This window comes from Gracilimonas sp. (genome assembly GCF_014762685.1).
In the GTDB taxonomy this organism is placed as follows: Bacteria; Bacteroidota; Rhodothermia; order Balneolales; family Balneolaceae; genus Gracilimonas.
In genome coordinates, this window is sequence record NZ_JABURM010000005.1 from 14,362 (window position 1) to 39,342 (window position 24,981).

Annotated in this window: 19 protein-coding genes; all 19 read left to right on the forward strand. The window is 40.5% G+C overall.

Features of this window, described 5'->3' with window-relative positions; genetic code table 11:
* Positions 1 to 2 precede the first annotated feature (2 nt).
* The gene (locus tag HUJ22_RS00320; RefSeq protein ID WP_290872012.1) at positions 3 to 1,406 is read left to right on the forward strand and encodes a hypothetical protein; all 1,404 of its coding nucleotides are present in this window, start codon (positions 3 to 5) and stop codon (positions 1,404 to 1,406) included.
* Complete coding sequence (locus tag HUJ22_RS00325; RefSeq protein WP_290872015.1) at positions 1,403 to 2,569, forward strand: EpsG family protein; 1,167 nt, start codon at positions 1,403 to 1,405, stop codon at positions 2,567 to 2,569. Before HUJ22_RS00320 ends, HUJ22_RS00325 begins: the two co-directional genes overlap by 4 nt.
* Positions 2,559 to 3,521: a glycosyltransferase family 8 protein gene (locus HUJ22_RS00330; RefSeq protein ID WP_290872018.1), complete on the forward strand. Its 963-nt coding sequence runs from the start codon at positions 2,559 to 2,561 to the stop codon at positions 3,519 to 3,521. Before HUJ22_RS00325 ends, HUJ22_RS00330 begins: the two co-directional genes overlap by 11 nt.
* Positions 3,522 to 4,550 carry a polysaccharide biosynthesis protein gene (locus HUJ22_RS00335; protein ID WP_290872021.1) on the forward strand — a complete coding sequence of 343 codons (1,029 nt, stop codon included), beginning with the start codon at positions 3,522 to 3,524 and terminating at the stop codon, positions 4,548 to 4,550.
* Entirely contained in the window at positions 4,547 to 5,665 is a 1,119-nt protein-coding gene (locus HUJ22_RS00340) for an NAD-dependent epimerase/dehydratase family protein (RefSeq protein ID WP_290872023.1), read from the forward strand. Before HUJ22_RS00335 ends, HUJ22_RS00340 begins: the two co-directional genes overlap by 4 nt.
* A gap of 12 nt (positions 5,666 to 5,677) precedes the next feature.
* The gene (gene wecB, locus HUJ22_RS00345) at positions 5,678 to 6,808 is read left to right on the forward strand and encodes a UDP-N-acetylglucosamine 2-epimerase (non-hydrolyzing) (protein WP_290872027.1); all 1,131 of its coding nucleotides are present in this window, start codon (positions 5,678 to 5,680) and stop codon (positions 6,806 to 6,808) included.
* A 4-nt stretch (positions 6,809 to 6,812) separates the two neighbouring features.
* Positions 6,813 to 7,955, forward strand: coding sequence for a glycosyltransferase (locus HUJ22_RS00350; RefSeq protein WP_290872029.1), 1,143 nt, complete (start codon positions 6,813 to 6,815; stop codon positions 7,953 to 7,955).
* Positions 7,956 to 7,957: 2 nt separating this feature from the next.
* Entirely contained in the window at positions 7,958 to 9,073 is a 1,116-nt protein-coding gene (locus HUJ22_RS00355; protein ID WP_290872032.1) for a glycosyltransferase family 4 protein, read from the forward strand.
* Positions 9,073 to 9,666 carry a sugar transferase gene (locus tag HUJ22_RS00360; protein ID WP_290872035.1) on the forward strand — a complete coding sequence of 198 codons (594 nt, stop codon included), beginning with the start codon at positions 9,073 to 9,075 and terminating at the stop codon, positions 9,664 to 9,666. The genes HUJ22_RS00355 and HUJ22_RS00360 overlap by 1 nt, the downstream gene beginning before the upstream one ends.
* Positions 9,667 to 9,672: 6 nt before the next feature.
* Positions 9,673 to 10,698 (forward strand): sulfotransferase, encoded by a 1,026-nt coding sequence (locus HUJ22_RS00365; protein ID WP_290872038.1) that lies wholly within the window; start codon positions 9,673 to 9,675, stop codon positions 10,696 to 10,698.
* Entirely contained in the window at positions 10,695 to 11,726 is a 1,032-nt protein-coding gene (locus HUJ22_RS00370) for a peptidoglycan bridge formation glycyltransferase FemA/FemB family protein (protein ID WP_290872041.1), read from the forward strand. The genes HUJ22_RS00365 and HUJ22_RS00370 overlap by 4 nt, the downstream gene beginning before the upstream one ends.
* A 7-nt stretch (positions 11,727 to 11,733) precedes the next feature.
* Positions 11,734 to 12,981: an aminotransferase class I/II-fold pyridoxal phosphate-dependent enzyme gene (locus HUJ22_RS00375; RefSeq protein ID WP_290872046.1), complete on the forward strand. Its 1,248-nt coding sequence runs from the start codon at positions 11,734 to 11,736 to the stop codon at positions 12,979 to 12,981.
* Between the two features lie 443 nt (positions 12,982 to 13,424).
* Positions 13,425 to 15,305 (forward strand): nucleoside-diphosphate sugar epimerase/dehydratase, encoded by a 1,881-nt coding sequence (locus HUJ22_RS00380; protein WP_290872049.1) that lies wholly within the window; start codon positions 13,425 to 13,427, stop codon positions 15,303 to 15,305.
* A gap of 492 nt (positions 15,306 to 15,797) precedes the next feature.
* Positions 15,798 to 17,129, forward strand: coding sequence for a nucleotide sugar dehydrogenase (locus tag HUJ22_RS00385; RefSeq protein ID WP_290872051.1), 1,332 nt, complete (start codon positions 15,798 to 15,800; stop codon positions 17,127 to 17,129).
* 1,367 nt (positions 17,130 to 18,496) lie between these two features.
* On the forward strand, positions 18,497 to 19,516 hold the full coding sequence (locus HUJ22_RS00390) for a Gfo/Idh/MocA family oxidoreductase (RefSeq protein ID WP_290872054.1): 1,020 nt from the start codon (positions 18,497 to 18,499) through the stop codon (positions 19,514 to 19,516).
* 71 nt (positions 19,517 to 19,587) lie between these two features.
* Positions 19,588 to 20,823 (forward strand): DegT/DnrJ/EryC1/StrS family aminotransferase, encoded by a 1,236-nt coding sequence (locus HUJ22_RS00395; protein ID WP_290872057.1) that lies wholly within the window; start codon positions 19,588 to 19,590, stop codon positions 20,821 to 20,823.
* Between the two features lie 851 nt (positions 20,824 to 21,674).
* Positions 21,675 to 22,847: a nucleotide sugar dehydrogenase gene (locus HUJ22_RS00400; protein ID WP_290872060.1), complete on the forward strand. Its 1,173-nt coding sequence runs from the start codon at positions 21,675 to 21,677 to the stop codon at positions 22,845 to 22,847.
* Between the two features lie 560 nt (positions 22,848 to 23,407).
* Positions 23,408 to 24,421 carry a VWA domain-containing protein gene (locus HUJ22_RS00405; protein WP_290872063.1) on the forward strand — a complete coding sequence of 338 codons (1,014 nt, stop codon included), beginning with the start codon at positions 23,408 to 23,410 and terminating at the stop codon, positions 24,419 to 24,421.
* 48 nt (positions 24,422 to 24,469) lie between these two features.
* Positions 24,470 to 24,964 (forward strand): phosphoheptose isomerase, encoded by a 495-nt coding sequence (locus tag HUJ22_RS00410; protein ID WP_290872066.1) that lies wholly within the window; start codon positions 24,470 to 24,472, stop codon positions 24,962 to 24,964.
* Positions 24,965 to 24,981: the final 17 nt, after the last annotated feature.

The window sequence follows — 24,981 nt, forward strand, 5'->3', positions numbered from 1 at the left end:
CAATGGGGTTAAAAAGTGACTTATTAAAAGTAGGCTCCTCAAATGCAATTGTCTTGTTATCAAGTCTTGTTAACGGATTCTTTCTTCCATTTGTATTAACCATCAATGGATATGCCAATTATAAAACATACATATTATATGCTAGTTTTATAGGCTTTCTGCATTTCGGTTTTGTTGATGGAATAAATGTTAAGTATGGAGGGATCAGAAAAGATGAGGTGAATTTCCGAGAATTCGAAAAATATCACTTACTGTTTATAATCACTCAGGTGTTTTCAACACTCTTTATCCTAGCAGCCTATCTTTTAATAAACAACGATATTTTTCTTTATGTATGTTTTGCAATCATACCTATAAATATTCAATCATTCTTTTTATCCTATTACCAGGCAATTGGTGAATTCAAGACCTACGCTAAAGCTATAATTGTAGTTCCAATATTTACAATTATTTTTACTATAACTGTTTATTTATTGAGTTATAATAAGTTTCATTATTATGTATTTGCTCAAATTGCTAGTTACTATATTTCTGCAATATATTTAGAATACCATCACTTCAATTATCTAAAGAAGGTAAATGATATTTCTTTTTTTAATTCGTTGAAAAATTTCACTAAAACATTTTATGTCTCATATTCAATTTATTTAAAAATATTTGTTTCTGGCTTCTTTATAATGGTTGGAAACTTAGCTTTTGTTTTATTTTTCGATATAGGTAAATGGATGTCTAAACTATTTACAAGCCCAGAAGGATTTGCCATTTACTCATTTAGTTTATCACTTATAGGTTTTATTGTAATTTTTGTCTCTTCAGTGAACAAAACGTTCTATCCTTATCTTCATAGAAATAGAAAAAGAGTAACCATTATTAAGTTTAGGAATTTATTTTACGTATTGGGGACCGCCTCAATACCGTTATTTTTTCCATTAAAATGGCTTGTAATAAATTATTTACCTAAATATCAAGCGTCTTTATCCTTGACTGCAATTCTTATAACAACAATTCCAGGAATATTCATAATCAAAAGCTTATATATAAATTTATATAAGGTTGAAAAGAAAGAAAGTAAATTTTTATATGACACAATTACATATCTTCTGATTGCATTATTGGTAAATGCTATGTTCTATTATATATATCCAGAACTAATTTCTATTGCATTTGCCTCAGTTCTTTCAATCTATTTTTGGGCAATTTTCCCTGCTAATGTTAACTATATCAGTAGGTGGGATAAAATGAAAGAAGTATCATTCTTGATAATTATATATTCCTTTTTTGCTTTTTTATATAATTTAGAGTTAAATGTTATTCTATCGATGAGTGCAATGATGATATTTGTCTCCATCATTAATTGGGTTTATTACCGTGAAGTTGTGGTAAGTGTTATAAAGCGTAAATTATGATTTACTTTATAATATTAGCGCTTCTATTTTTACTTACTATATACTACGATTTTGGAAACAATAATCTAGGTAAGATACCTTTCTTTTATCTAGTCCTAATAATGCTAATCTGTTTATCTGGATTTAGATATCGTGTTGGTGGAGATACATTAATGTATATGCAAACTTATGGTTTGCTTCCCACTCTTAATGAACTTGACGATTTCCAAAACCCATTTGCAAAGTTGCAGCCACTTTGGTTGTTATTAGTTGCTTTTTCAAAATCGATAAGCAAAGAATTTTTCATATTGCAATTTATGCATGCAATCATTTTAAACTCAATTATTTTTGGCTTCATTCGAAAACATACCCGTTATATATTCACTGCTGTTTTGTTTTATTATTTTGGCTATTACTTTTATTTCAATTTTGAAATTTTGAGGGAGTCTTTAGCTATTGCTATTTTTATTCTATCGTTAGATTATTTATTTCAGAAAAAATGGTTTAAATATTATTTGCTCTCTATAGTTGGTTTACTTTTTCATTTTTCTGCCATTATTTTATTTTTCATACCCTTAATAGTGAAATTTCGATTAAGGACACTAAGCTATATTCTGATTTTTGTACTTGGCTATTTATTAAATCCTTTTTTCATCTCATCTTTGAAATCTTTAGCTGGAAGTAATGCACTATTAATAAGTATTTTTACGTATTTAGATTATAATTACACTATATATGGTCTGCTTTCGCTACTTGTTTTAAATCTGATATATCCGCTTTTTATTAGATATGTTAATGAGTCTTATCTGAAAATCAAGAGTCAGCTAAATCCATTACTAAATGTATATATTTTCATAGGAGCTATCACGCCTATGTTCTATATATTTTATCGGTTCGCAAATTATTTACTTCCTGTTTTTTTTCTGATTTTAGCAAATTGTTTTGTTGTTGTGGTAATGAAAAAAACTAAACATAATTCTAAAATTATAATGTTGATATTAATTTTATGCTCTGTTTCCTTTATACATACGAAAAAATATTTTTCTGACACATCAGAATATGTAAATAACAGTAGGTGGTACTCTCGTTGGTATCCATATCATTCTATCTTTGATAAGGAAGAAGATCCTGTTAGAGAAAAACTAATTATTGAACAATCTAAGCCTAGATTAAATGAAAATTAATATCGGATATTCGTGTGATGAGTCATATGTAATGTATACTGGTATTTCAATGATATCTATGTTTGAGAATAACAAAGATGTTGAGGATCTAACAGTATATTTGTTTTCAAAAAATATTACAGATACTTCTATTCAACAGTTAAGTGACATTGCAAATGAATATGGAAGAAAGTTTGTGAATATTCCTTTAAGCACTATTCTATATGATCTAAATGTAAAAGAAACAGAAAGGCATATAATTACAGTATATGCGAAATTGTTTTTCTCAAGAATAGATGAGATTGAAAAGATAATTTATTTGGACAGTGATACGATAGTAAATAGTAGCCTGAGGGAAATGTGGTCAATTGATCTTCGGAATAATTTAGTAGCAGGGGTTGAAACTTTTTCTGTAAAAGTTAAAAATGAATTGGGGCTAACCAAAGGTGATAAATTTATTAATGATGGCGTTGTAGTTTTGAATTTGAAGAAACTTAGATCTGAAAATATGGAACAAAATTTTTTGCAATTTATAAACCAGTACAAAGGTGCCCCACCTTTTCTTTCAGAAGGTACTATTAATGTAGTTTGTAAAGGTCAAATAAAGACTATACATCCAAAATTTAATTTGATGAGTGGGTTGTTAACAATCCAGAATAGATCATACTACAAATCAGAAAATCTTGGGGGGTATTATAATGATGCGACTATAAATGAAGCGATTCGGAATCCAGTTGTTATTCATTACTTAGCAGCGTTTTTTAACAGACCATGGGATAAAAATTGCAGACATCCATTAAAGAATATTTATTTAAAGTATAAAGAAATGTCTCCTTGGTGTGAAGTTCCATTAACAGATAAAAAACTAAAATTAAGGCTTCGTTTAATTGGGTTTATGATTGACAATTTACCTGATCAAATTTTTGTTTTACTTCGTAGAATTTCCAGCTTTATAAAAACTAAAAATCACTAAATGATTGACAATAAGATTTTAAATAAAAAACTACTAATAACAGGTGGAACAGGCTCATTTGGAAATGCTGTTCTAAATCGCTTTTTGGAAAGTGAACAGTTTTCAGAAATACGAATATTTTCTAGAGACGAAAAAAAACAGGATGATATGAGAAAGAGCTTAAATAATGAGAAGCTCAGATTCTACATAGGGGATGTTAGAAATTATGACAGCATCGAAAAAGCTGTGCGAGGTGTTGATCATGTGTTTCATGCAGCGGCCTTAAAGCAAGTTCCCTCTTGTGAGTTCTTCCCACTGGAAGCAGTAAAAACAAATGTTCTGGGTACACAAAACGTCATTGATGCTGCGGAAAAGAATAAAGTTGAAAAGGTTATTTGTTTAAGCACGGATAAAGCGGCATATCCTATTAATGCAATGGGCATTTCAAAAGCGATGATGGAAAAGGTAGTCGTGGCTGCATCAAGAAATCTCCGGCATACCACCGTATGTCTTACAAGATATGGAAATGTAATGGCTTCCCGCGGTTCAGTGATTCCATTGTTTGTAAATCAGATCAAAAAGGGAGATCCGTTAACGATCACGGACCCAAAAATGACACGTTTCTTGATGTCACTGGAGGAAGCGGTAGAATTAGTATTATTTGCTTTTGAAAATGCTAATCCGGGAGATCTTTTTGTTAATAAGGCTCCTGCTGGAACTATAGGTGATCTTGCTACTGCTTTAAGGGAATTATACAAATCTGATGTTGATACCAAAATCATTGGTACTCGACATGGAGAAAAGCTTTTTGAAACACTTTGTACCAGAGAAGAGATGATGAAAGCAGAAGACATGGGTGATTTTTTCAGAATACCTGCAGATAACAGGGATTTAAATTATGGCAAGTATTTTACAGAAGGAGACGAACATATTTCGGAAGTGGAAGATTATAATTCTCATAATACAGAACAACAAGATGTAGAAGGGATTAAAAAGCTCCTTATGAAATTAGATTCTATTGAACAAGACGTTAAAAGTTTAGGACAATGATAAAAGTTGGGATAACAGGTCAGAATGGATTTATCGGTCAGCACCTCTTTCGAACTCTAAATTTATTTCCAGATAACTTTCAGATAGTACCTTTTGACAGAGAATATTTTAAAAACGAAACCGAACTCAACTCTTTTGTAGAAGCTTGTGATACTATCGTTCATTTAGCTGCATTAAATCGCCATGATGATCCACAAGTAATATATGATACAAATGTCATGCTGGTACACAAGCTTATTGAGGCTTGCAGGAACACAGATTCAACCCCGCATATTCTGATGTCTTCTTCTACCCAAGAAGAACGGGATAATTTGTATGGGCAGTCCAAAAAAGAGGGCAGAAAAGTATTGGCAAAATGGGCTAAAGAAGAAGGCGCAGTATTTACCGGTTTGGTTATTCCCAATGTGTATGGTCCGTTTGGCAAGCCATTTTATAATTCTGTAGTGGCTACCTTTTGTCATCAGCTCACGCATGGTGAACAGCCGGCGATCCATAGGGACGGACAGCTCGAACTGATCTATGTTGGGAGCTTGGTAGAAAAGATCATAGATTGTATAGAACAGAAAACAAATGATTCAAACCATCTTATTTCTGCGGATACCACAGTAAAAGTATCAGAAATTTTAGCAATGTTGTCAGAGTTTAAGGAAACCTATTTTGAAAAAGGGGAGATTCCTGAATTGACAGATACCTTCAGCCTGAATCTATTCAACACCTTCCGTTGCTACATTGATATGGAGGAGTATTTCCCAGTTAACCTCACCAAGCATGCAGACGATCGCGGGGCTTTTGTAGAAGTTATCCGATTGGGAATTGGGGGGCAGGCCTCATTTTCAACGACCGTTCCCGGAATAACAAGGGGAAATCATTATCACACTAGGAAGATCGAGCGTTTTGCAGTGATCAAAGGAAAAGCACGAATAGAACTCAGATTGATTGGTACAGGTAAGGTATTTTCTTTTGAATTGGATGGGGAACAACCGGGGTATGTGGATATGCCTATTTGGTATACACACAATATTTCGAATATTGGGGATGATGAATTATATACCATCTTTTGGATCAATGAGCCTTATGACCCGGAAGATGCAGACACTTATTATGAAGAAGTTTAATACCTTTGCCAAATGAAGAAATTAAAAGTACTTACTGTTGTTGGCACACGTCCGGAGATCATTCGCCTTTCAAGAGTGTTAGTCAAACTAGACGAATCCCCGGCCATAGATCACACGCTCGTACATACCGAACAAAATTACGATTACGAACTGAATCAGATCTTTTTTGAAGATTTGGGGTTGAGAAAGCCGGATCATTTTCTGGAAGCAGCTGGAAGTAATGCCACTGAGACCATTGGAAATATCCTTATAAAGATTGACCCAATTCTCGAAGAAGTTCAACCCGATGCGTTTTTAGTGCTTGGAGACACGAATAGTTGTCTGTGTGCTATTCCTGCTAAAAAAAGAAAAATCCCCATTTTCCATATGGAAGCCGGAAATCGATGTTTTGACCAACGGGTGCCGGAAGAGACCAATCGCAAAATTGTGGATCATATTGCTGACATCAATTTAACATACAGTTCCATAGCAAGGGAGTATTTACTTCGGGAAGGTTTGCCTCCTGATCAGGTTATCAAAACCGGTTCGCCAATGTATGAAGTGCTTCATCACTTTATATCGAAGATCGATAATTCAGATGTATTGGAAAGATTGGAATTAGAAAAATATAAATATTTTGTAGTCTCAGCCCATCGTGAAGAGAATATCAGCAGTGAAAAGAATTTTAAAGGTTTGATCGATTCTCTGAATCAAATTGCTGAGAAATATGAGTATCCGATCATTGTATCTACACATCCCAGGACAAGGAATATGCTGAATGAGAAAAAAGTATCTTCTCATAAGCTGGTAAATTTTATGAAACCGCTGGGTTTCAGTGATTATAATGCTCTTCAAAAGAATGCATTTGCAGTACTTTCAGATAGCGGTACAATATCAGAGGAATCATCTATATTAAATTTCCCTGCCTTAAACATTAGAGAAGCCCATGAACGCCCGGAAGCGATGGAGGAAGCAACGGTTATGATGGTTGGATTAAGACCTGAACGAATTATGCAAGCATTGGAACAAGTGAGTTTACAAAGTCGAAGTGATCGTGATTACAGATTGGTTTCAGACTACTCTATGTCTAATGTTTCGGATAAGGTTGTTCGCATTATTTTAAGTTATACTGACTATATAAATAGGATTGTTTGGTTTAAATAAGAAAATGAAAGAAAAAATTTTGTATGTAGGAAATTTTAAATTACCGGATAAAAATGCAGCAGCACACCGAGTATTAGTCAATTCAAAGATTTTAGTAAAACTTGGGTATGAAGTGATATTAGTTGGGGTGAGAGATGAAGTTGATACCGGAATTTATGAGCATGTCAGTGAGATGGAAGGTATTCAAATGTATTCAGTCTCTTATCCAAAAAAAATTATTGATTGGATAAAGTTTTATGGATCGAATCGAAATATCAACACGATCTTAAAATCCCAACCAAACCTGAAGTATTTTATAGGATATAATTATCAATCTTTGTCATTTTTAAAAGTCTACTTTAGACTTCATAAAAAGCTAAAATTTATTGCTGATACCACAGAGTGGTATCAGCCAGATCATAAATCTTTGTTATTAAGAGCTGTTAAAAAAGTTGATACTGCAATTAGAATGCAGCTTATAAACAAATATCTTACTGATGGAAACATTGTAATAAGTAGATTTTTAGAAAAATATTACAAAGAACAAAAGAATCTCAGAATACCCCCTTTAGTCGATCTTGATGACAAGAAATGGGAATGTCTAGCACCTAAAAATAACAATGGCACAAAGTTTATTTTTTTTGGTACAGTAGGCGGAAAAAAAGAAGAAATAAGTTTAGTACTTAAATTCTTCGATATTATTTCTGAAACAAATAAGAATTGTAGGTTAGATATTTTTGGTATTACTAAAAAGGAATTAATGAATTTGGGTACTCCTAATAATTCCAATGTTAAAGCTCACGGAAGAGTTTCACATAAAGAGGCATTGGTTGAAGTATCAAAATCTAATTTTTCAATTTTTTTCAGAGAAAACAATTTAATCACTAGAGCAGGTTTTCCAACTAAGTTTGTTGAATCTATGTCAGCAGGCACACCAGTCATCACAAACTATAGCAGTAACTTAAAAGATTATTTGATACATGGTAAAAATGGGTATGCTATAGATATACAAAAGTTAAAAAGCAATAGTTTTACAGAGATTAAGAAACTGGAGATTATTGAATCTGATACTGAGTCAATGGGTATAAAAGCTTTTGAAACAGCTGAAAATAATTTTCACTACGTTAATTACATTAATTTAATGGATGAATTCCTAAAAGCAATTTGAAATTGAAAATCTTAGTTCTCTCAAGTTTATCAAAATCACTAATAAATTTCCGTGGACCACTCATTCAATCCTTCGTTGATAAAGGGCATGAAGTAATTGCAGCCGGTCCGGATTATAATGCATATGTCAATGACGTACTTTCAAGGATGGGAGTTCAATATGAAATCTATCATCTCCAAAGAACTGGTACAAACCTGTTAAGTGATATCAAGAGCTACAATTCTCTAAAAAAATTGATTAATAAAGTTCAACCGGATCTGGTTCTATCTTATACCATAAAGCCGGTTATATATGGAAGTTATGCGGCGAAACGATTGAAAGTGCCAAAAATATATTCGATGATTACTGGTCTAGGTAATGCATTTAATAACACTACGTCCTTAAAATCAAGCTATTTATCATGTATAACAGAGTTCTTGTACAAAGCATCCTTAAAAAATACTGATGGTGTAATTTTTCAAAATCCTGATGATAGAGATGTTTTTGTAGAAAAAGATATCATTCAAAAGGGTAAGGCATTTAGAATTTATGGTTCCGGTGTCGATATAGACGAGTTTGCTTTTTCTGAACCTGTTTTTAATCCTGTTACTTTTTTGTTTATTGGGCGCCTTTTAAAGGAAAAAGGTATTAATGACTTTATAGAAGCAGCAAGGATAATTAGAAAAAAATATTCAGATACAAGATTTTTGGTCGTTGGTGGGTTAGATAATAATCCAACTTCTTATTCAATTTCTGACTTTAAAGAATTTCATGATTCAGGATTAATTGAATTTATTGGTCGAGTAAAAGATGTTAAACCATATATAAAACAATCGTCTATATTTGTTTTACCATCCTATTATGGAGAAGGTACTCCTCGTACAGGTTTAGAAGCCATGTCAATGGGAAGACCACTTATTATGACAGATTCTGTAGGGTGTAGAGAAACTGTTAAAGATGGTTTAAACGGTTTTTTAGTACCAATTAAAAATCCCAATAAAATTGCTCAAGCCATGGAGAAATTTATTATTGACCCTAACTTAATTACGCATATGAGTAAGGAAAGTAGACGTTTTGCCGAAGAAGTATACGATGTAAGTAAAGTGAATAAAGAAATTTGCAAAATTTTAGGTCTTTAATGCTTAAAAGGTTCTTTGATTTTACGGCATCAATTACGGGTTTAATACTAGTATCTCCATTGTTTTTACTTTTAATGATACTTGTCCGAATAAAAATGGGAATCCCGGTTTTCTTTACTCAAGTTCGTCCGGGAAAAAATGGAAAACCATTTAAAATGTATAAGTTTAGAAGTATGACAAATGAGACTGATGAGGAAGGAAATTTGCTACCAAACGAATTACGACTTTTGAAGTTTGGAAAGTTTCTACGGTCGACAAGTTTGGATGAGCTGCCTGAGCTTATTAATGTGATTAAAGGTGATATGAGTCTAGTTGGTCCCAGGCCACTTAAGATGGATTATTTGAAATTGTATACTCAGGAGCAAAGAAGGAGGCATGAAGTCAGGCCAGGAGTTACAGGCTGGGCTCAGGTAAACGGTCGAAATTCAATTTCATTTACAGAGCGATTTAAAATGGATGTTTGGTATGTGGATAATCAATCTTTATGGTTAGACATTAAAATATTATTTAGGACATTATTTAAGGTATTCAAAAGAGAAAATATTAATCCAGATCAAGGAGTGCAGAAAAAACCCTTTGATGGGACAAATTGAAAGTGTATGAGGAAAGATCAGGAAGTCAGTGATAAATACAAGAAGAATCAAGATTTTGAACTTGCCTTATCGTTGATGAATAAAAAATTACATGAATCAGAGCAAGAATTAATTGCAAAATTACCTGAGAGTTACCCTACAATTCATATAATTGGCGCACCCCGTTCTGGGACAACACTTGCTGTTCAGCAATTGGCTGAAGGACTCAAAGTCGGATATATAAATAATTTGATAGCTGCATTTTGGAAAGCCCCATTATTTGGTATTCACCTATCCAAGCAATTATTAAAGGATGAATATCATTCTAGTTTTAAGTCAACCTATGGACGTACAAGCGGGATACAAGAACCACATGAGTTTGGATATTTCTGGAACTATCATTTAAAGTATGATGAATTTTATCAGCAAGATAGTAATCATGAAGCAAAAATAGATTGGGATTATTTGACTACATTGATAAAAAATATGTGTGAGGTGTATGACCGTCCGATATTGTTCAAATCTTTCTTATATGGCTTTCATGCACTTAAAGCTCAAAAAATATTACAGAAAACATGTTTTATTTACATTCGCAGAGACTTAATGGATAACGCCCTTTCCATTTTAAAAATGAGAAAAAAATATCTTGGTGATAGCAATGAATGGGCTTCCATTAAACCGAAACAGTTTGATATCCTGCAGGAAAGAAATATTTATCAGCAAATTATTGGGCAGATACTGTTCTTGGAATATGAGTACATAAATCAGCTAAAAGAGCTTCCCAAAAAAAACCGATTGATTATTAATTATGAAGATATGTGTGATAATCCCAGTGAGTTTATTAATAATGTCCATTCATTGTTGAAACCACATTACAAAGGATTAAAGCAAAGCGAAATTCTATCAGAAAATGAAATACAACGAAAAGCATATGACGATCAAGGAGAAAATGTAGAAAATTTTGAAAAGGCAATTAAATCTTTAATACATGAATTCCCAAAGCTAAAAGTATTAACCGAAGCAAGAAAAGATAAGGCACAATCAATTTTATGAAATCAAATTTCCTAATGCCTGATGATGATCAATGGAATAATATTTTAAATCGAACGAATTATGAGTTTTATCAACACCCGGAATTTTTAAAACTCGAGGCTGAGTTGGTTGGAGGAGAAGCTACAGCTTGGTTTGCTGAAGATGCCGATGAATGGATTTTAATTCCTCTTATCAAAAGGACAATTCCGGATGAAATAACAAATGGGAAGGAATACTATGATTTAGTGAGCCCTTATGGCTACCCGGGTATTTTGCACAGTTCCTACAGTGCACTAAATACTTTCCTAGGTGAGTTAAAGGAGAAAGGTAAAAAGGCGGGATATATTTCCACCTTTATAAGATTGAATCCACTATTAAATCCGTATTTTTTACACGAAGATGAAGACATATCCCACATCATTCATGGACAAGTGGTTATGATTGATATGAATAATTCATACGATGATCTAAGAATGAATTATTCATCAAACTATAGACGAAATCTAAAAAAACTAGTCAAGTCTGGTAACAAATTAGTTTGGAATGAATGGGAGTTATTAGATGACTTTATTGAAATTTATAATGAGACCATGGAGAGAGATGAAGCAACTGAATATTATTTCTTTCCTAAAGAATATTATTTAAGAATTAAAGATTTCATTGGTACTGAAAACATCGACTTGGTGATTGTAAGAGATAAAAATCAAAGATCCATAGCGGGGGCAATTTTTTGCAAAAATGATCACGTTGTACAATATCATTTGGGTGGCACAAAAAATGAATTTCTAAATGATTCACCATCTAAAATGCTATTTGATGGTATTATTGAAAAGTATAGTAATGAAGTGGAGTTCTTTAATCTTGGAGGAGGAGTAGGTAATAGCCAAGACTCACTTTTTAGGTTTAAGCAAGGTTTCGGAAAGGAATATATAAAGTTCTCTACTCTACGCATTGTCAATGACAGGCAAAGATACAACAACTTGTGTGCTGATTTCTCAAAAGAAGAACTTTATGATATGAGTGGATATTTTCCACTTTACAGGAAATGAGTTAAGTATGAATAAACAAAAAATATGGCTCTCTTCCCCCCACATGGGTGGAGAAGAACTCGAATACATCCACCAAGCCTTCGAAAAAAACTGGATCGCTCCGCTCGGGGATAATGTAAACGGCTTTGAGGATGATCTTAGAAATTACACAGGTACGAAAGCGGCCGGTGTTTTTACGAGCGGCACGGCCTCTATTCATTTGGCCCTTATTTTACTGGGAGTGGAAGCAGGGGATGAGGTACTGTGTCAGTCTTTTACCTTTTCCGCTACGGCGAATCCTATTCGATACCAGGGTGCAATACCGGTATTTATAGATTCAGAAGCAGATACCTGGAATATGGATCCGGAACTTTTAGAAGAGGCTATAAAGGAGCGGTTGGAGAATTCGGGTGAGGATGTTGAATCAAACCCGGCAACGATTCGTCAGACGAACGGCAGTCGTCGGACGAAGCTGCCTAAGGCTATTTTAGCCGTCCATCTCTATGGCATGCCCGCCAAAATGGATGAGATTCGCGCCATCGGAGCGAAATATGGAATTCCGGTGATCGAGGATGCTGCCGAAGCTCTTGGCTCCCATATAAATGGACAAAAATGTGGTTCGTTTGGGAAATTGAATGTGTTGTCGTTCAACGGAAATAAGATCATCACTACCTCCGGCGGCGGTGCATTGCTCAGCGATGACGAAGAATTAATCCAAAAAGCCCGGTTCCTTGCCACACAGGCCCGGGATGATGCCCCTCATTATCAGCACTCGCAAATCGGCTATAATTATCGAATGAGCAATATTGTGGCGGGTGTCGGCCGCGGTCAGATGAAAGTGTTAGATGAGAGGGTGGCCCAGAGGAGAGCGGTGCATGAACGATATTTTGAGGCCTTAGGAAAAATCTGGTTGGAAGGAGAAATTCAAAATTCAAAATTCAAAATTTTAAATTCCTCTCCAACCGGGGTGTATTTCTTAAAAGAACCCTCCGGCTACTTCAGCAACCGCTGGCTAACAACGGTCATCATCAATCCGGAGGAGACAGGAGGAGTTACCCGAGAGGATATTCGATTGGCTTTAGCAGAAGAGAATATTGAAGCGCGGCCTCTTTGGAAGCCGATGCATCTGCAGCCGGTCTTTGAGAGTTTTCCTGCATACTCAAATGGCTTATCGGAGTGGTTGTTCGAATATGGTTTGTGCCTGCCGAGCGGAAGTAATATGAGTGAAGAAGATCAGGCCCGCGTCATCAAAACCATAAGAGAAACTATTGCCTAAAGCCCGGTCATTGCGAGGAGTCCGAGAGGCATAATGCAGGTTTGGGAGCTTAAACGACGCGGCAATCTCCCTAAAACGAGCACCCAAATAGACCAGGGAGATCGCCACGTCGGCAACCGGGGAATGTCTTGAGTAAACCTGTTCACCTCCTCGCGATGACTTAATTCTATAAATTTTCCCAAAATTTTATACTAAGCTCCATTTCTTTCCGTTCATTCCCCCTAACTGAATCATAGGTTCAGTCCTCACTCTTTACCGACACACGATAAAATGGGCATTAGAATGTTTTAAAGCAGGGTTTGTGGTATCCATAAAGCCCTAAAAAGCAGTCCTTTAAAAAAATGAAATATTTTTTTTGGTTGATTATGCTTATTATTGGAGTCTTGCACTATAGAATTGACAAAAGAGAAGCAAGTATACATTCATAAATAGATATATATGAAATGAAAGATACAGTATTTAAGTACAAGGGTTTTTTTAAAGGGGTAGCAGATATATTAACCTGGACAAGCATGACCGTCATTGCCTTTCTGTTACGATTGGATGGTGATTTAACGGGATACTTTCAGGCCATTGCACAAGCCACAGCCATTCTGTTTGTGGTGAAATCTGCCCTGGCCTATTACATGGGCAGCTACCGGCAGTCGTGGCGCAATACCGGCTACAGCGATTTATTTCATATCGTTGTCATGGTATCCATTCTGACGGTGCCTTATGCCACTATTGTTTTTGCGGGGGGAACCGCAATTAATGTTCCGCTTTCTATCCCAATTATTGAATTTTTCCTCTCTATTCTGGCTTTAGTTACCCTGAGAGCCGGAACACGATTTTTTATCAAATACCGTATCCCGGCCATTCGTAACAAACAGTATAGAAGACGCATTCTGATTGTGGGAGCCGGAGAAAGCGGAACAATGGTGGCCAAGGAAATGCTTAAAAGCCGTGACGCCTTAATGCATCCGGTGGCATTTGTGGATGATGATTTATCCAAGCGCAAACAAAAGCTCATGGGAATTCCGGTGAAGGGGACGATTTATGAGATTCCCGCTATCGTCAGGAGTATGAGAATCGATGAGATTATTATTGCAATGCCTTCGGAATCGGGTGACGTGATTCGACGGGTAGTTGAAAAAGCACGGCAGACGGATGCAGATTATCGCATCATTCCGGCGTTATATGATTTATTGAGCGGGAAAGTTTCCATCAGTCAGCTGAGGACGGTAGATGTAGAGGATTTGCTTCGCAGAAAGCCGGTCAGCCTGGAAACCCGGGAGATCAAGTCCTATATCCAGAACAAACGAATATTGGTAACCGGTGCAGGCGGGTCGATCGGTTCGGAAATTGTACGCCAGATTTCCCGTTTTAATCCAAAACACGTGATTCTTCTGGGCCGGGGTGAGAACAGCATTCACCAGCTGGTCAGGGAAATTAACAATGAAATTCCGGAATTGGAGTATTGCATTCGTATCTGTGATGTCCGGGATTATGATTCACTGGAAACGATTTTTGAAAATGATCGGCCGGAAGTGGTATTCCATGCCGCTGCCCATAAGCATGTGCCTTTGATGGAAGAGAATCCTTCACAGGCTATTTTTAATAATGTAATGGGGACTCGTAACCTCGTAAACCTTTCGGTGGAGCACAGAATTTCCCATTTTGTGAATATTTCCACAGACAAAGCGGTGAACCCGACTTCGGTAATGGGTGCAAGCAAGAGAATTTCCGAGTATATTGTAGAATGGGGAGCAGATCAGGCTCAAAACGGAGAAATTTTTGTATCAGTTCGCTTCGGTAATGTATTGGGTAGCCGTGGCAGTGTGATTCCTATCTTTAAAGATCAAATTCGAAAAGGCGGGCCTGTAACTGTTACGCACCCGGATATGGTTCGGTACTTTATGACCATCCCCGAAGCCTCACAATTGGTGTTGCAAGCCGGGGCCTTGAATAACAATGGAGCCGTTTATGTACTGGATATGGGAGAACCGGTGAATATTGAACAAATGGCTCGCGACCTTATTAAACTGAGCGGACTTGAGCCCGATGTGGATATCAAAATTGAGCATACCGGTATTCGTCCCGGAGAAAAACTCTTCGAAGAACTGCTGACGGCAGAAGAGGGTACCGACATGACCCGCCACGAGAAAATATTCATGGCTCGGAAAAACGGCGTATTGGATAACCTGGAACAGCGGCTTAATCGCCTCAAGGAAATTGCCAGAACCGGAGACAAAGAGACGATTAAAGAAGAAATCTACAACTTTGTACCCACCTATTCCGGCTATTTGACACGGGAACAAGAACAAGAGGAAGAAACACTGGCTTAGGTGTACTTGCTGTCATTGCGAGGAGCTTGTAAGGTAGAACGCAGGCTTGAGAAGTCCAACGACGAAGCAATCTCCCTGATATGGCTTCCCAAGCATGTCAAGGAGATCGCGGGTCTCCGCGTTCACTCCGCCCGTGATGACAGCCTGTGGGTAAAAGAAAAGCCAGTCATCCCGGGCAAACCGTAGCGAAGCGGAGGTGCAGAACCGGGATCTCCCTGACGAGGCCTGGGATATTTAACACTGAGACTTTGGTAAGTGCGTAGTCTGCATCAGGGAGATCGCGGGTCCGGGCCCGCGATGACTCATTTTATAATAACAAGGTCATCCCGGACAAGATGAAGCGGAGCGGAATCGCCGATCCGGGATTTCCCTGAATCAATTTGGGATGTGTAACAACGAGCCCCTGGGTATAAAAAACCCTCTTCTTAAATACTTCAAATGTCCTTACTTTGGCTCAAATCAATTATAATGGTAAAATAACCAAAGGTTGATATGAGTATCAGGAACCTCCTGCAAAAAATTGAACAAAAAGAATATAAAGTCGGGGTCATTGGATTGGGCTACGTCGGCCTGCCATTGTTATGGACTTTTCATTCAGCAGGCCTGCCGGTTATTGGATTTGATATCGATCAAACAAAAATTGACAAGCTGGAAAAGGGCACGCCCTACATCAAACACCTCGGAAGCAAGATGATGGAAACTCTGTCTCAATCCGACCGCTGTGAGGCCACCACCGATTTTTCCCGCCTGCATGAAGCGGATGCTATTTTGTTGTGTGTCCCCACGCCCCTGGACCATCACCGCGAGCCGGATATGAGTTTTGTGGAGCAGACCACGGAGACGGTTTCCAAATATCTGCGGAAAGGGCAGTTGGTGATTTTGGAATCCACCACCTGGCCGGGCACTACGGAGGAGCTGATGATTCCCATCCTGGAGAAGAATTCGGGATTGAAAGCCGGATCGGATTTTTATGTGGCATACAGCCCGGAGCGGGAAGATCCCGGGAACCCGAATTTCAATACGGCGAAGATTCCCAAAGTGGTGGGCGGCCATGGCGCAGAGGCACTGGAACTGGCAACGGCCATGTATGATACCGCCATTGTGCAAACCGTGCCGGTCACCGACTGCAAAACGGCCGAAGCGGTAAAGCTGACGGAGAATATTTTCCGCTCGGTCAACATTGCCCTGGTGAATGAGCTGAAGGTGGTGTATGAGTCTATGGGCATTGACGTGCATGAGGTTTTGGATGCGGCGGATACCAAGCCGTTTGGCTTTATGAAATTCACGCCCGGACCGGGTTTGGGCGGACATTGTATCCCCATCGACCCGTTTTATCTGACCTGGAAAGCCCGTGAGTTTGAGAAGCACACGCGTTTCATTGAGCTGGCCGGTGAGGTAAATACTAACATGCCAAGCTATGTACTGGACCGGACGATGCTGGCCATGAATCAGCATAAGAAGGCGATGAATGGCTCCAGGGTGCTGGTCATAGGCCTCGCCTACAAACCGGATGTGGATGACATGCGGGAGTCCCCCACCTTCAAAATTTTTGATTTGCTTAAGGCAGTGGGGGCCGAGGTTTCGTATTACGATCCCTTTATCCCCGAAGTCCTCCCCACCCGCGAGCATGCCGACTGGACGGGACAAAAGTCCATCGAGTGGAATCAAAAAACCGTGTCCGATTTTGATGCGGTTATCATCTCCACCAACCACTCTTCCATCGACTATGCCGAACTGGCCGAATGGAATGATTGCATCATCGACACCCGCAACGCCATGAAGGGCGTGGAGCCGAAGGATGAGCGGCATATTTTTAAAGCGTGATTGAAAGCTGTCAGCTATCAGCTTTTTGCTTTAAAAATATACAATGTCTTGTTATGGGTACTGTTGCCCTTGGCGCCAGCCCTCCCCGCAAGCAACAGGCGAGCTATTCTTGCTGTCCCTCCAAAGGGACACAGGATTCGAGCCTTTGGCGAGTGCGGTGCTTGCAGCCGGGAGATCCCGCATCTCCGTATTCACTCCGTGCGGGATGACAGTCCCTGGGTATAAAAAGGCTGTCATCCCGGTCAAACCGCAGCGAAGCGAAGGTGCCGAACCGGGATCTCCCGCCACATGGATTGCCCTCCCCACAACCACGTTGTTGACTAACTTTGCTCGAATCAAGGAGATCGCGGGTCTCCGTATCCACTGCGCCCGCGATGACTCATTCTATTATAACGATTTCATCCCGAACAAGTCCTCTCCTTGCGAAGGAGAGGATTTAGGTGAGGTCGAAGATTAGGACCGGTAAGTTAAATAAGTGAAGGATTTCCCTAAAACGAGCAACCAAATAGATCAGGGAGACCGCCACGTCGGTAACCAGGGTAGTCCTCGAGTAAACATGGCAGCCTCCTCGCGATGACGAGGTTGAAATAAACTAAAAACCCTTTAATGGTCATCCCTGCGCAGGCAGGGATCCGAATGTTTCCATGGAATCGATAACCATCTTCAATAAGACTATCAGATTCCGGGCATTCGCCGCGGAATGCTGAATATCGAGCTTTGGCAAGCGCGGTGTTTGCAGTTTGGGGATCCCGCATCTCCGTATTCACTCCGTGCGGGATGACAGGCCTTGGGTAAAAAAAGCCCGTCATCCCGGTCAAACCGCAGCGAAGCGAAGGTGCCGAACCGGGATCTCCCGCCACATGGATTGCTCTCACCACAACCACGTTGTTGACTAACTTTGCTCAATCAAGGAGATCGCGGGTCTCCGTATCCACTGCACCCGCGATGACTCATTCTATTATAACGATTTCATCCCGAACAAATCCTCCCCCCCAAAGATCTCTTAAGTCAGCGCTCGATAAACCATAGTGATTTACCAAAATTTATTGCCTCGCTTAAGACTTAAGAGATCTCCGTATTCACTCCGTGCGGGATGACAGCCCCTGAGTAAAAAAAGCCCGTCATCCCGGTCAAACCGCAGCGAAGCGGAGGTGCCGAACCGGGATCTCCCGCCACATGGATTGCCCTCACCACAACCACGTTGTTGATTCACTTTGCTCGAATCAAGGAGATCGCGGGTCTCCGTATCCACTGCACCCGCGATGACTTCTGCTATAAAAACGATTTCATCTCAAACCTCAAATCTAAAAACACTTTTTCACTACAAATTATGTACCTTCACAGCTCATCAAACCAAAGATTATCATATGAAATCCATTACATTTTCAGTCATTGGTTTTGGCAGGATCGGGAAACGACACGCTAAAATAATCCATGAATATGAACACAGCTCCCTGATTTCAGTAACGGATGTGGATGCATCTCAGTTTGAATCGGCCGGGGAATTGGGGATTCAGGCAGAGCAGTATGCCTCCATACATGATTTCCTGGAACATGACGAGCATAAAAGCGACGTGGTTTGTGTCTGTACTCCCAATGGCTTTCACACCGAATATGCCGTGAAGCTGCTCCATGCCGGTTATCATGTACTTATTGAAAAACCGATGGGCTTAACAAAAGAATCTTGCCTGGAAGTGATTGGGGCACAGGAAGCCACCGGCAACCGGGTTTTTGTGGTAAAGCAAAACCGATACAGTCCGCCTTCCGTTTGGATGAAAGAGGTGGTAGAAGAGGGGCGCATCGGAGACGTGCTGATGGTGCAGGTGAACTGCTACTGGAATCGTGACGAACGCTATTATGAAAACAGCAGCTGGCGGGGCACGAAAGACCTGGACGGGGGAGCGCTTTTCACCCAATTCAGTCATTTCGTAGATTTGATGTATTGGGTATTTGGAGATATAAAATCACCCAAAGCGATGATCAGAAATTTCACCCATCCCGGACTTAAAGATTTTGACGATTCCGGTTTTGCCCAGTTTGAATTCGTAAACGGGGGACTGGGGTCCATCAATTATTCCACCTCCTGCTGGGATAAGAATATGGAAAGCAGCATTACGGTGATAGGCTCTAAAGGAAGTTTTAAAGTGGGAGGTCAGTATATGAACGAAGTGGAATACTGCCATATCGAAGACTATGAAATGCCGGAGCTGGCCGAGACCAATCCCCCCAACGATTACGGTCCTTTTAAAGGAAGCGCAGCCAATCATCACTTTGTTTTTGAAAATGTAGTGCAGACGCTGAACGGAAAAAACGAAGCCACAGCCAATGCCTTTGAAGGAATGAAAGTAGTCAGCATCATCGAACAAATATATGAAGCGAGATCTTAAATATGAGATATAAGATTTAAGACAAATTCCAAACACTTGCACCTTGAACCTAACACCTTGTACCTAAAATTATGTCTATCCCTTTATTAGATTTAAACCGGCAGTATGATTCCATAAAAGAGGAAATCAGGGCGGCCATCGATGAGGTGCTGGAGAGTCAATACTTTATCATGGGCGATGAGGTGAAAGCCTTTGAGGAGGAGGTAGGCCGATATTGCGGATCCAACTTTGCCTACGGCTGTGCTTCCGGCTCCGATGCCTTGCTGCTGGCGCTTATGGCGATTGATATCCGTCCCGGGGATTATGTGATCACAAGTCCGTTTACCTTTTTTGCTACGGCCGGAGCTATTTCCCGGTTGGGGGCGATTCCGGTGTTCCTGGATATCGAAAAAGATTCTTACAACCTGGATCCCGGTCAGGTGGATTTATTTATGAGGGGAGAACACCCGGTCTATAAAAAACTGAATCCCGATCCTGACAAAATCAAAGCCGTCATCCCGGTTCACCTGTACGGACAAATGGCGGATATGGATCCCCTGATGGAAATTGCCAATGAGCATAACCTGGTGGTGATTGAGGATGCTGCTCAGGCTATCGGGGCGGAGTATAAAGGACGAAAAGCGGGTTCCATAGGCGATATCGGGTGCTTTAGTTTTTTCCCCAGCAAAAACCTGGGCGCTTTTGGAGATGCGGGTTTGGTCACCGTAAAAAATCAAAAAACAGCCGATAAAGTAGATATCCTGCGGCTTCACGGGGCCAAGCCGAAATATCATCACAGTCTGGTAGGGATCAACAGCCGGCTGGATACCATTCAGGCCGCGGTGCTGTCGGTAAAGCTGAAATACCTGGATGAATGGTCGCAACGCCGGAAGGTGATAGCGCATCGCTATAATCAACTTTTTGAGGAAGCTGGGGTGGCCGGAGCACTCAGTGATTGTTCCGGGACTTGTACAGAAATGGGTGGAGCCGGTTGCTCACTGGATCCGAATTCCCTGATCACTCCAAAAGAAGCAACGGGGACGGAGGCATCGGGAGGCAAACATATTTACCATCAATACACCATCCGCACCAAAAAAAGAGAGGAACTGGCGCAGGCATTGAGTGAACAAAATATTGGCCATTCGGTGTATTACCCGATTTCACTTCATGAACAAGAGTGCTTTTCATATTTGGGATACCAGGCTTCCGACTGCCCCAACTCACACTGCGCCACCCGGCAGGTCATTTCCCTCCCCATTTTCCCGGAACTGACGGATGAGGAAATCCGCAAAGTGGCCGAAGTGGTGGTGGAGGTGGTTAGGGGATAGGTTTGGGTAAAAAAAGCCCGTCATCCCGGTCAAACCGCAGTGAAGCGGAGGTGCCGAACCGGGATCTCCCTCCACATGGATTGCCCTCACCACAAGCTCGTTGTTGATTAACTTTGCTCAAATCAAGGAGATCGCGGGTCTCCGTATCCACTGCGCCCGCGATGACTCATGCTATTATAACGATTTCATTCCGAACAAGTCCTCTCCTTGCGAAGGAGAGGATTTAGGTGAGGTCGAGGATTAGGTCTGGTACGTTAAATCAGTGAAGGATCTCTTTGATGCGAGCCGGATGTTGAACAACGACTCTCTGGCAAGTGCGGTGCTTGCAGTCGGGAGATCCCGCATCTTCGTATGCACTTCGTGCGGGATGACAGGTCTTGGGGAAAATAAGCCCGTCATCCCGGTCAAACCGCAGCGAAGCGGAGGTGCCGAACCGGGATCCCCCGCCACATGGATTGCCCTCACCACAAGCTCGTTGTTGATTAACTTTGCTCGAATCAAGGAGATCGCGGGTCTCCGTATCCACTGCGCCCGCGATGACTCATGCTATTATAACGATTTCATTCCGAACAAGTCCTCTCCTTGCGAAGGAGAGGATTTAGGTGAGGTCGAAGATTAGGCCCGGTAAGTTAAATCAGCTCCAAAAACCTCTACAGTCCCAAAACCCTTCCGGTACCTCAGCGAACGTCGTTCACGTCTTCGCGATGACCGGTAGGCTCCGAACGATGGCCGAATTCCTCTAACTCCTAACACCTCGCACCTAAAACCTAACCCCTAACCCCTAACACCTAACTCCCAAAACCCCTATATTCTCCCCGCAATAATAAATCAAGAAAACAAAATCGCAGACTATGAAAATCGCCGTAGCAGGAACCGGATATGTGGGGATGTCGCTGGCCGTATTATTATCTCAAAACCATGAGGTGGTAGCCCTGGATATCGTAGAAGAGAAAGTAGAGCTCATCAATAATAAAAAGTCTCCAATAGTTGATCCTGATATAGAAAAATATCTGAGAGAGAATGAATTAAACCTATCGGCTACCTTAGATAAAGAGGAGGCCTATAAAGGAGCTGAATATGTGATCATTGCCACTCCTACTGATTATGACGAAGAGACCAATAAATTCAATACCCGCACAGTGGAAGCAGTTATTCAGGATGTTTTGGCTATTAATCCTGACGCCGTGATGGTGATTAAGTCGACGATTCCGGTTGGATATGTAAAAGAAGCCAAGAAAAAATTTAATACTGAAAACCTGCTATTTTCTCCGGAGTTTTTACGAGAAGGGAAGGCGTTGCATGATAACCTCTATCCCTCCCGGGTGGTTGTTGGAGAACGATCAGAACGAGCTCAAAAATTTGCAGACCTGTTGGTAGAAGGAGCAGATAAAGATCCTGAGGATATTCAGGTATTATTTACGGACAATACCGAGGCAGAGGCAATCAAGTTGTTTTCAAATACTTATCTTGCCATGCGTGTTGCTTACTTCAATGAACTGGACACTTACTGCGAGACCCACGACCTGAGTTCTGTGCAAGTGATCGAAGGGGTGGGCCTGGATCCGCGTATTGGAGATCATTACAACAATCCTTCTTTTGGATATGGAGGGTATTGTCTGCCTAAAGATACCAAGCAGCTGTTGGCCAATTTTGGGGATGTCCCGAATAATTTAATCAAAGCTATTGTTGATGCTAATACTACCCGCAAAGATTTTATAGCTCGTCAGATCTGGAAAAATGATCCGAAAGTAGTGGGTGTTTATCGGCTGGTGATGAAACAGGGTTCTGATAACTTCCGTCAAAGTGCCATTCAGGGAATTATGAAACGCATCAAGGCAAAGGGAATCGAAGTGGTGGTCTATGAACCCTACCTGGATCAGGATGAATTTTATCACTCTAAGGTGATCCGTGATCTCGATGAATTTAAGAAAATGTCAGAAGTTATTATCGCCAATCGCATGGTAGATGAAATTCAGGACGTGAAGGATAAAGTTTATACCAGGGATCTTTTCGGGAATAATTAGGATGTAGCCAAAGAACGAGCGGCTTATTTTTAAAGCGTGAGTGAAAGCTGTCAGACTTCAGCTATCAGCTTTTTGCTTTAAAAATATTCAACACCTTGTTATGGGTACTGTTGCCCTTGGCGCCAGCCCTCCCCGCAAGCAACAGGCAAGCTGTTCTTGCTGTCCCTCCAAAGGGACACAGGGTTCGAGCCTTTGGCGAGTGCGGTGTTTGCAGCCGGGAGATCCCGCATCTCCGTGTTCACTTCGTGCGGGATGACAGGCCTTGGGTAAAAAAAGCCCGTCATCCCGGTCAAACTGCAGCAAAGCGGAGGTGCCGAACCGGGATCTCCCTGATACGGTTTGGAATGGTTAACCCCGGCACATCATCTGAGAACCACGGATCAGGCGGATGAACAGATTCCGCAGATAATCAAAACCACTTCAATGTTCCTTGTTCGATGTTGAATGTTCGATGTTCTAAACATTCAACATTTCAAATTTCCTCTCTCAAACTTTTAAAATTATTACTGCAACAAAGGGCCTGAAATTTCTATCTTAAGGGCAGTTCAAAAGAATTAACTATGATCTGGGAAAACTCATTATATCTGTGGCTGTTGACGCTGATACCGGCAGGAATTGTACTGCTTTGGTGGAAGTCAAGACAAGTGCGGGCCATTCAAAAAAAATATTTCAGCACCGAGCTCTTCAGTAGCCTCCGTAAGGGATTCTGGCCGCTCGGAAACCGGCTGAAAACTATCTCCATGCTGGCAGGGCTGTTTTTCCTGATTGTGGCTTTGGCCGGGCCCAAAATAGGTACGGAAGTGAGGGAGATAAAAAGGCAGGGGATTGATATGCTGGTGGCCCTGGATTTGTCAGCGAGTATGAATGCAGAAGACGTTCGTCCAAGCCGGCTCGAGAAAGCCAAATTTGAAATTAACCGGTTGATTGAACGGCTTCGCGGAGACCGTGTCGGGCTGGTGGTGTTTACGGGGGAGGCCTATTTGCAAAGCCCGATGACGCTCGATTACTCCGCATTGCGGCTCTTCCTCGATATCGCCGATACCGAACAGATGCCAAGTTCGGCTACCGATTTTAAATCGGCTATGGAAACAGCCATGGATGCTTTCGAGGCACTTGAAGATAATGGAACCGATGCAGCAAAAGTGTTGCTTATTATCTCGGACGGAGAAGATCACGGACAGTCGTATGATGAGGCTCTTGAAGCACTGATATCGGAGAATATTTTAGTATATACATTGGGTGTGGGAACTGCTGAAGGCACCACTATCCCGATATATGAAGAGGGAACGGACCGGTTAATTGGGTATAAACGAGACAATAGCGGACGGGTGGTAACTACAAAATTACAGAGTCAGACTTTGCGAAGCATTGCCGGTAAAGGCAACGGAGAATATTATTCTATTGAGCGCGGGAACGATGGAATAGATTCGTTTTTGGCTCGTATGGATGATCTTGAAAAAGGAGAGTTTGCAAGTCAGGAGTACGCCGATTACAAAAATCAGTACCAGTGGATGGGAGTATTAGCGCTGCTGTGTTTCGTGGTTTCTGTACTTATCCCTTCTTACAAAGAGTAACCGGTTAGAAATTTACATACATACACACACATACATATATAAATCAGCATGTCAGATAAGGAACAACAGTTTCAAAAAATTGAAGAAAAGCTAAAAGAGCAGGGTTTTAAAATATCGGATCAGGATTTTGATCGCCCATGGGGTGGCTTTTTTGTGATTGATGAAAATCAGGCGAAGAAATTTATAGAAACTTATTTCGATGATGTTGAAATGAGCGAGGTAAATATCTCAGGCAGGTTAAGCCCGAAAATTTTATTGGTCGAACCGGGAAAGAGATTATCCTGGCAATATCACCATCGCCGTGCTGAAATGTGGCAGGTGGTAGAGGGGCCGGTGGGAGTAATACGCAGCATCACTGATGAACAAAAGCCGGTGAAAAAATATAATGAAGGAGATTTGATTACCCTGAAGCAGGGAGAACGTCACCGCCTGGTCGGTTTAGATGATTGGGGCGTTATTGCTGAAATTTGGCAGCATGTGTATGCCGACCACCCCTCAAATGAAAAAGACATCGTCCGCCTCGATGATGATTTCGGCAGGTAATTAATTAGTAAAAGACG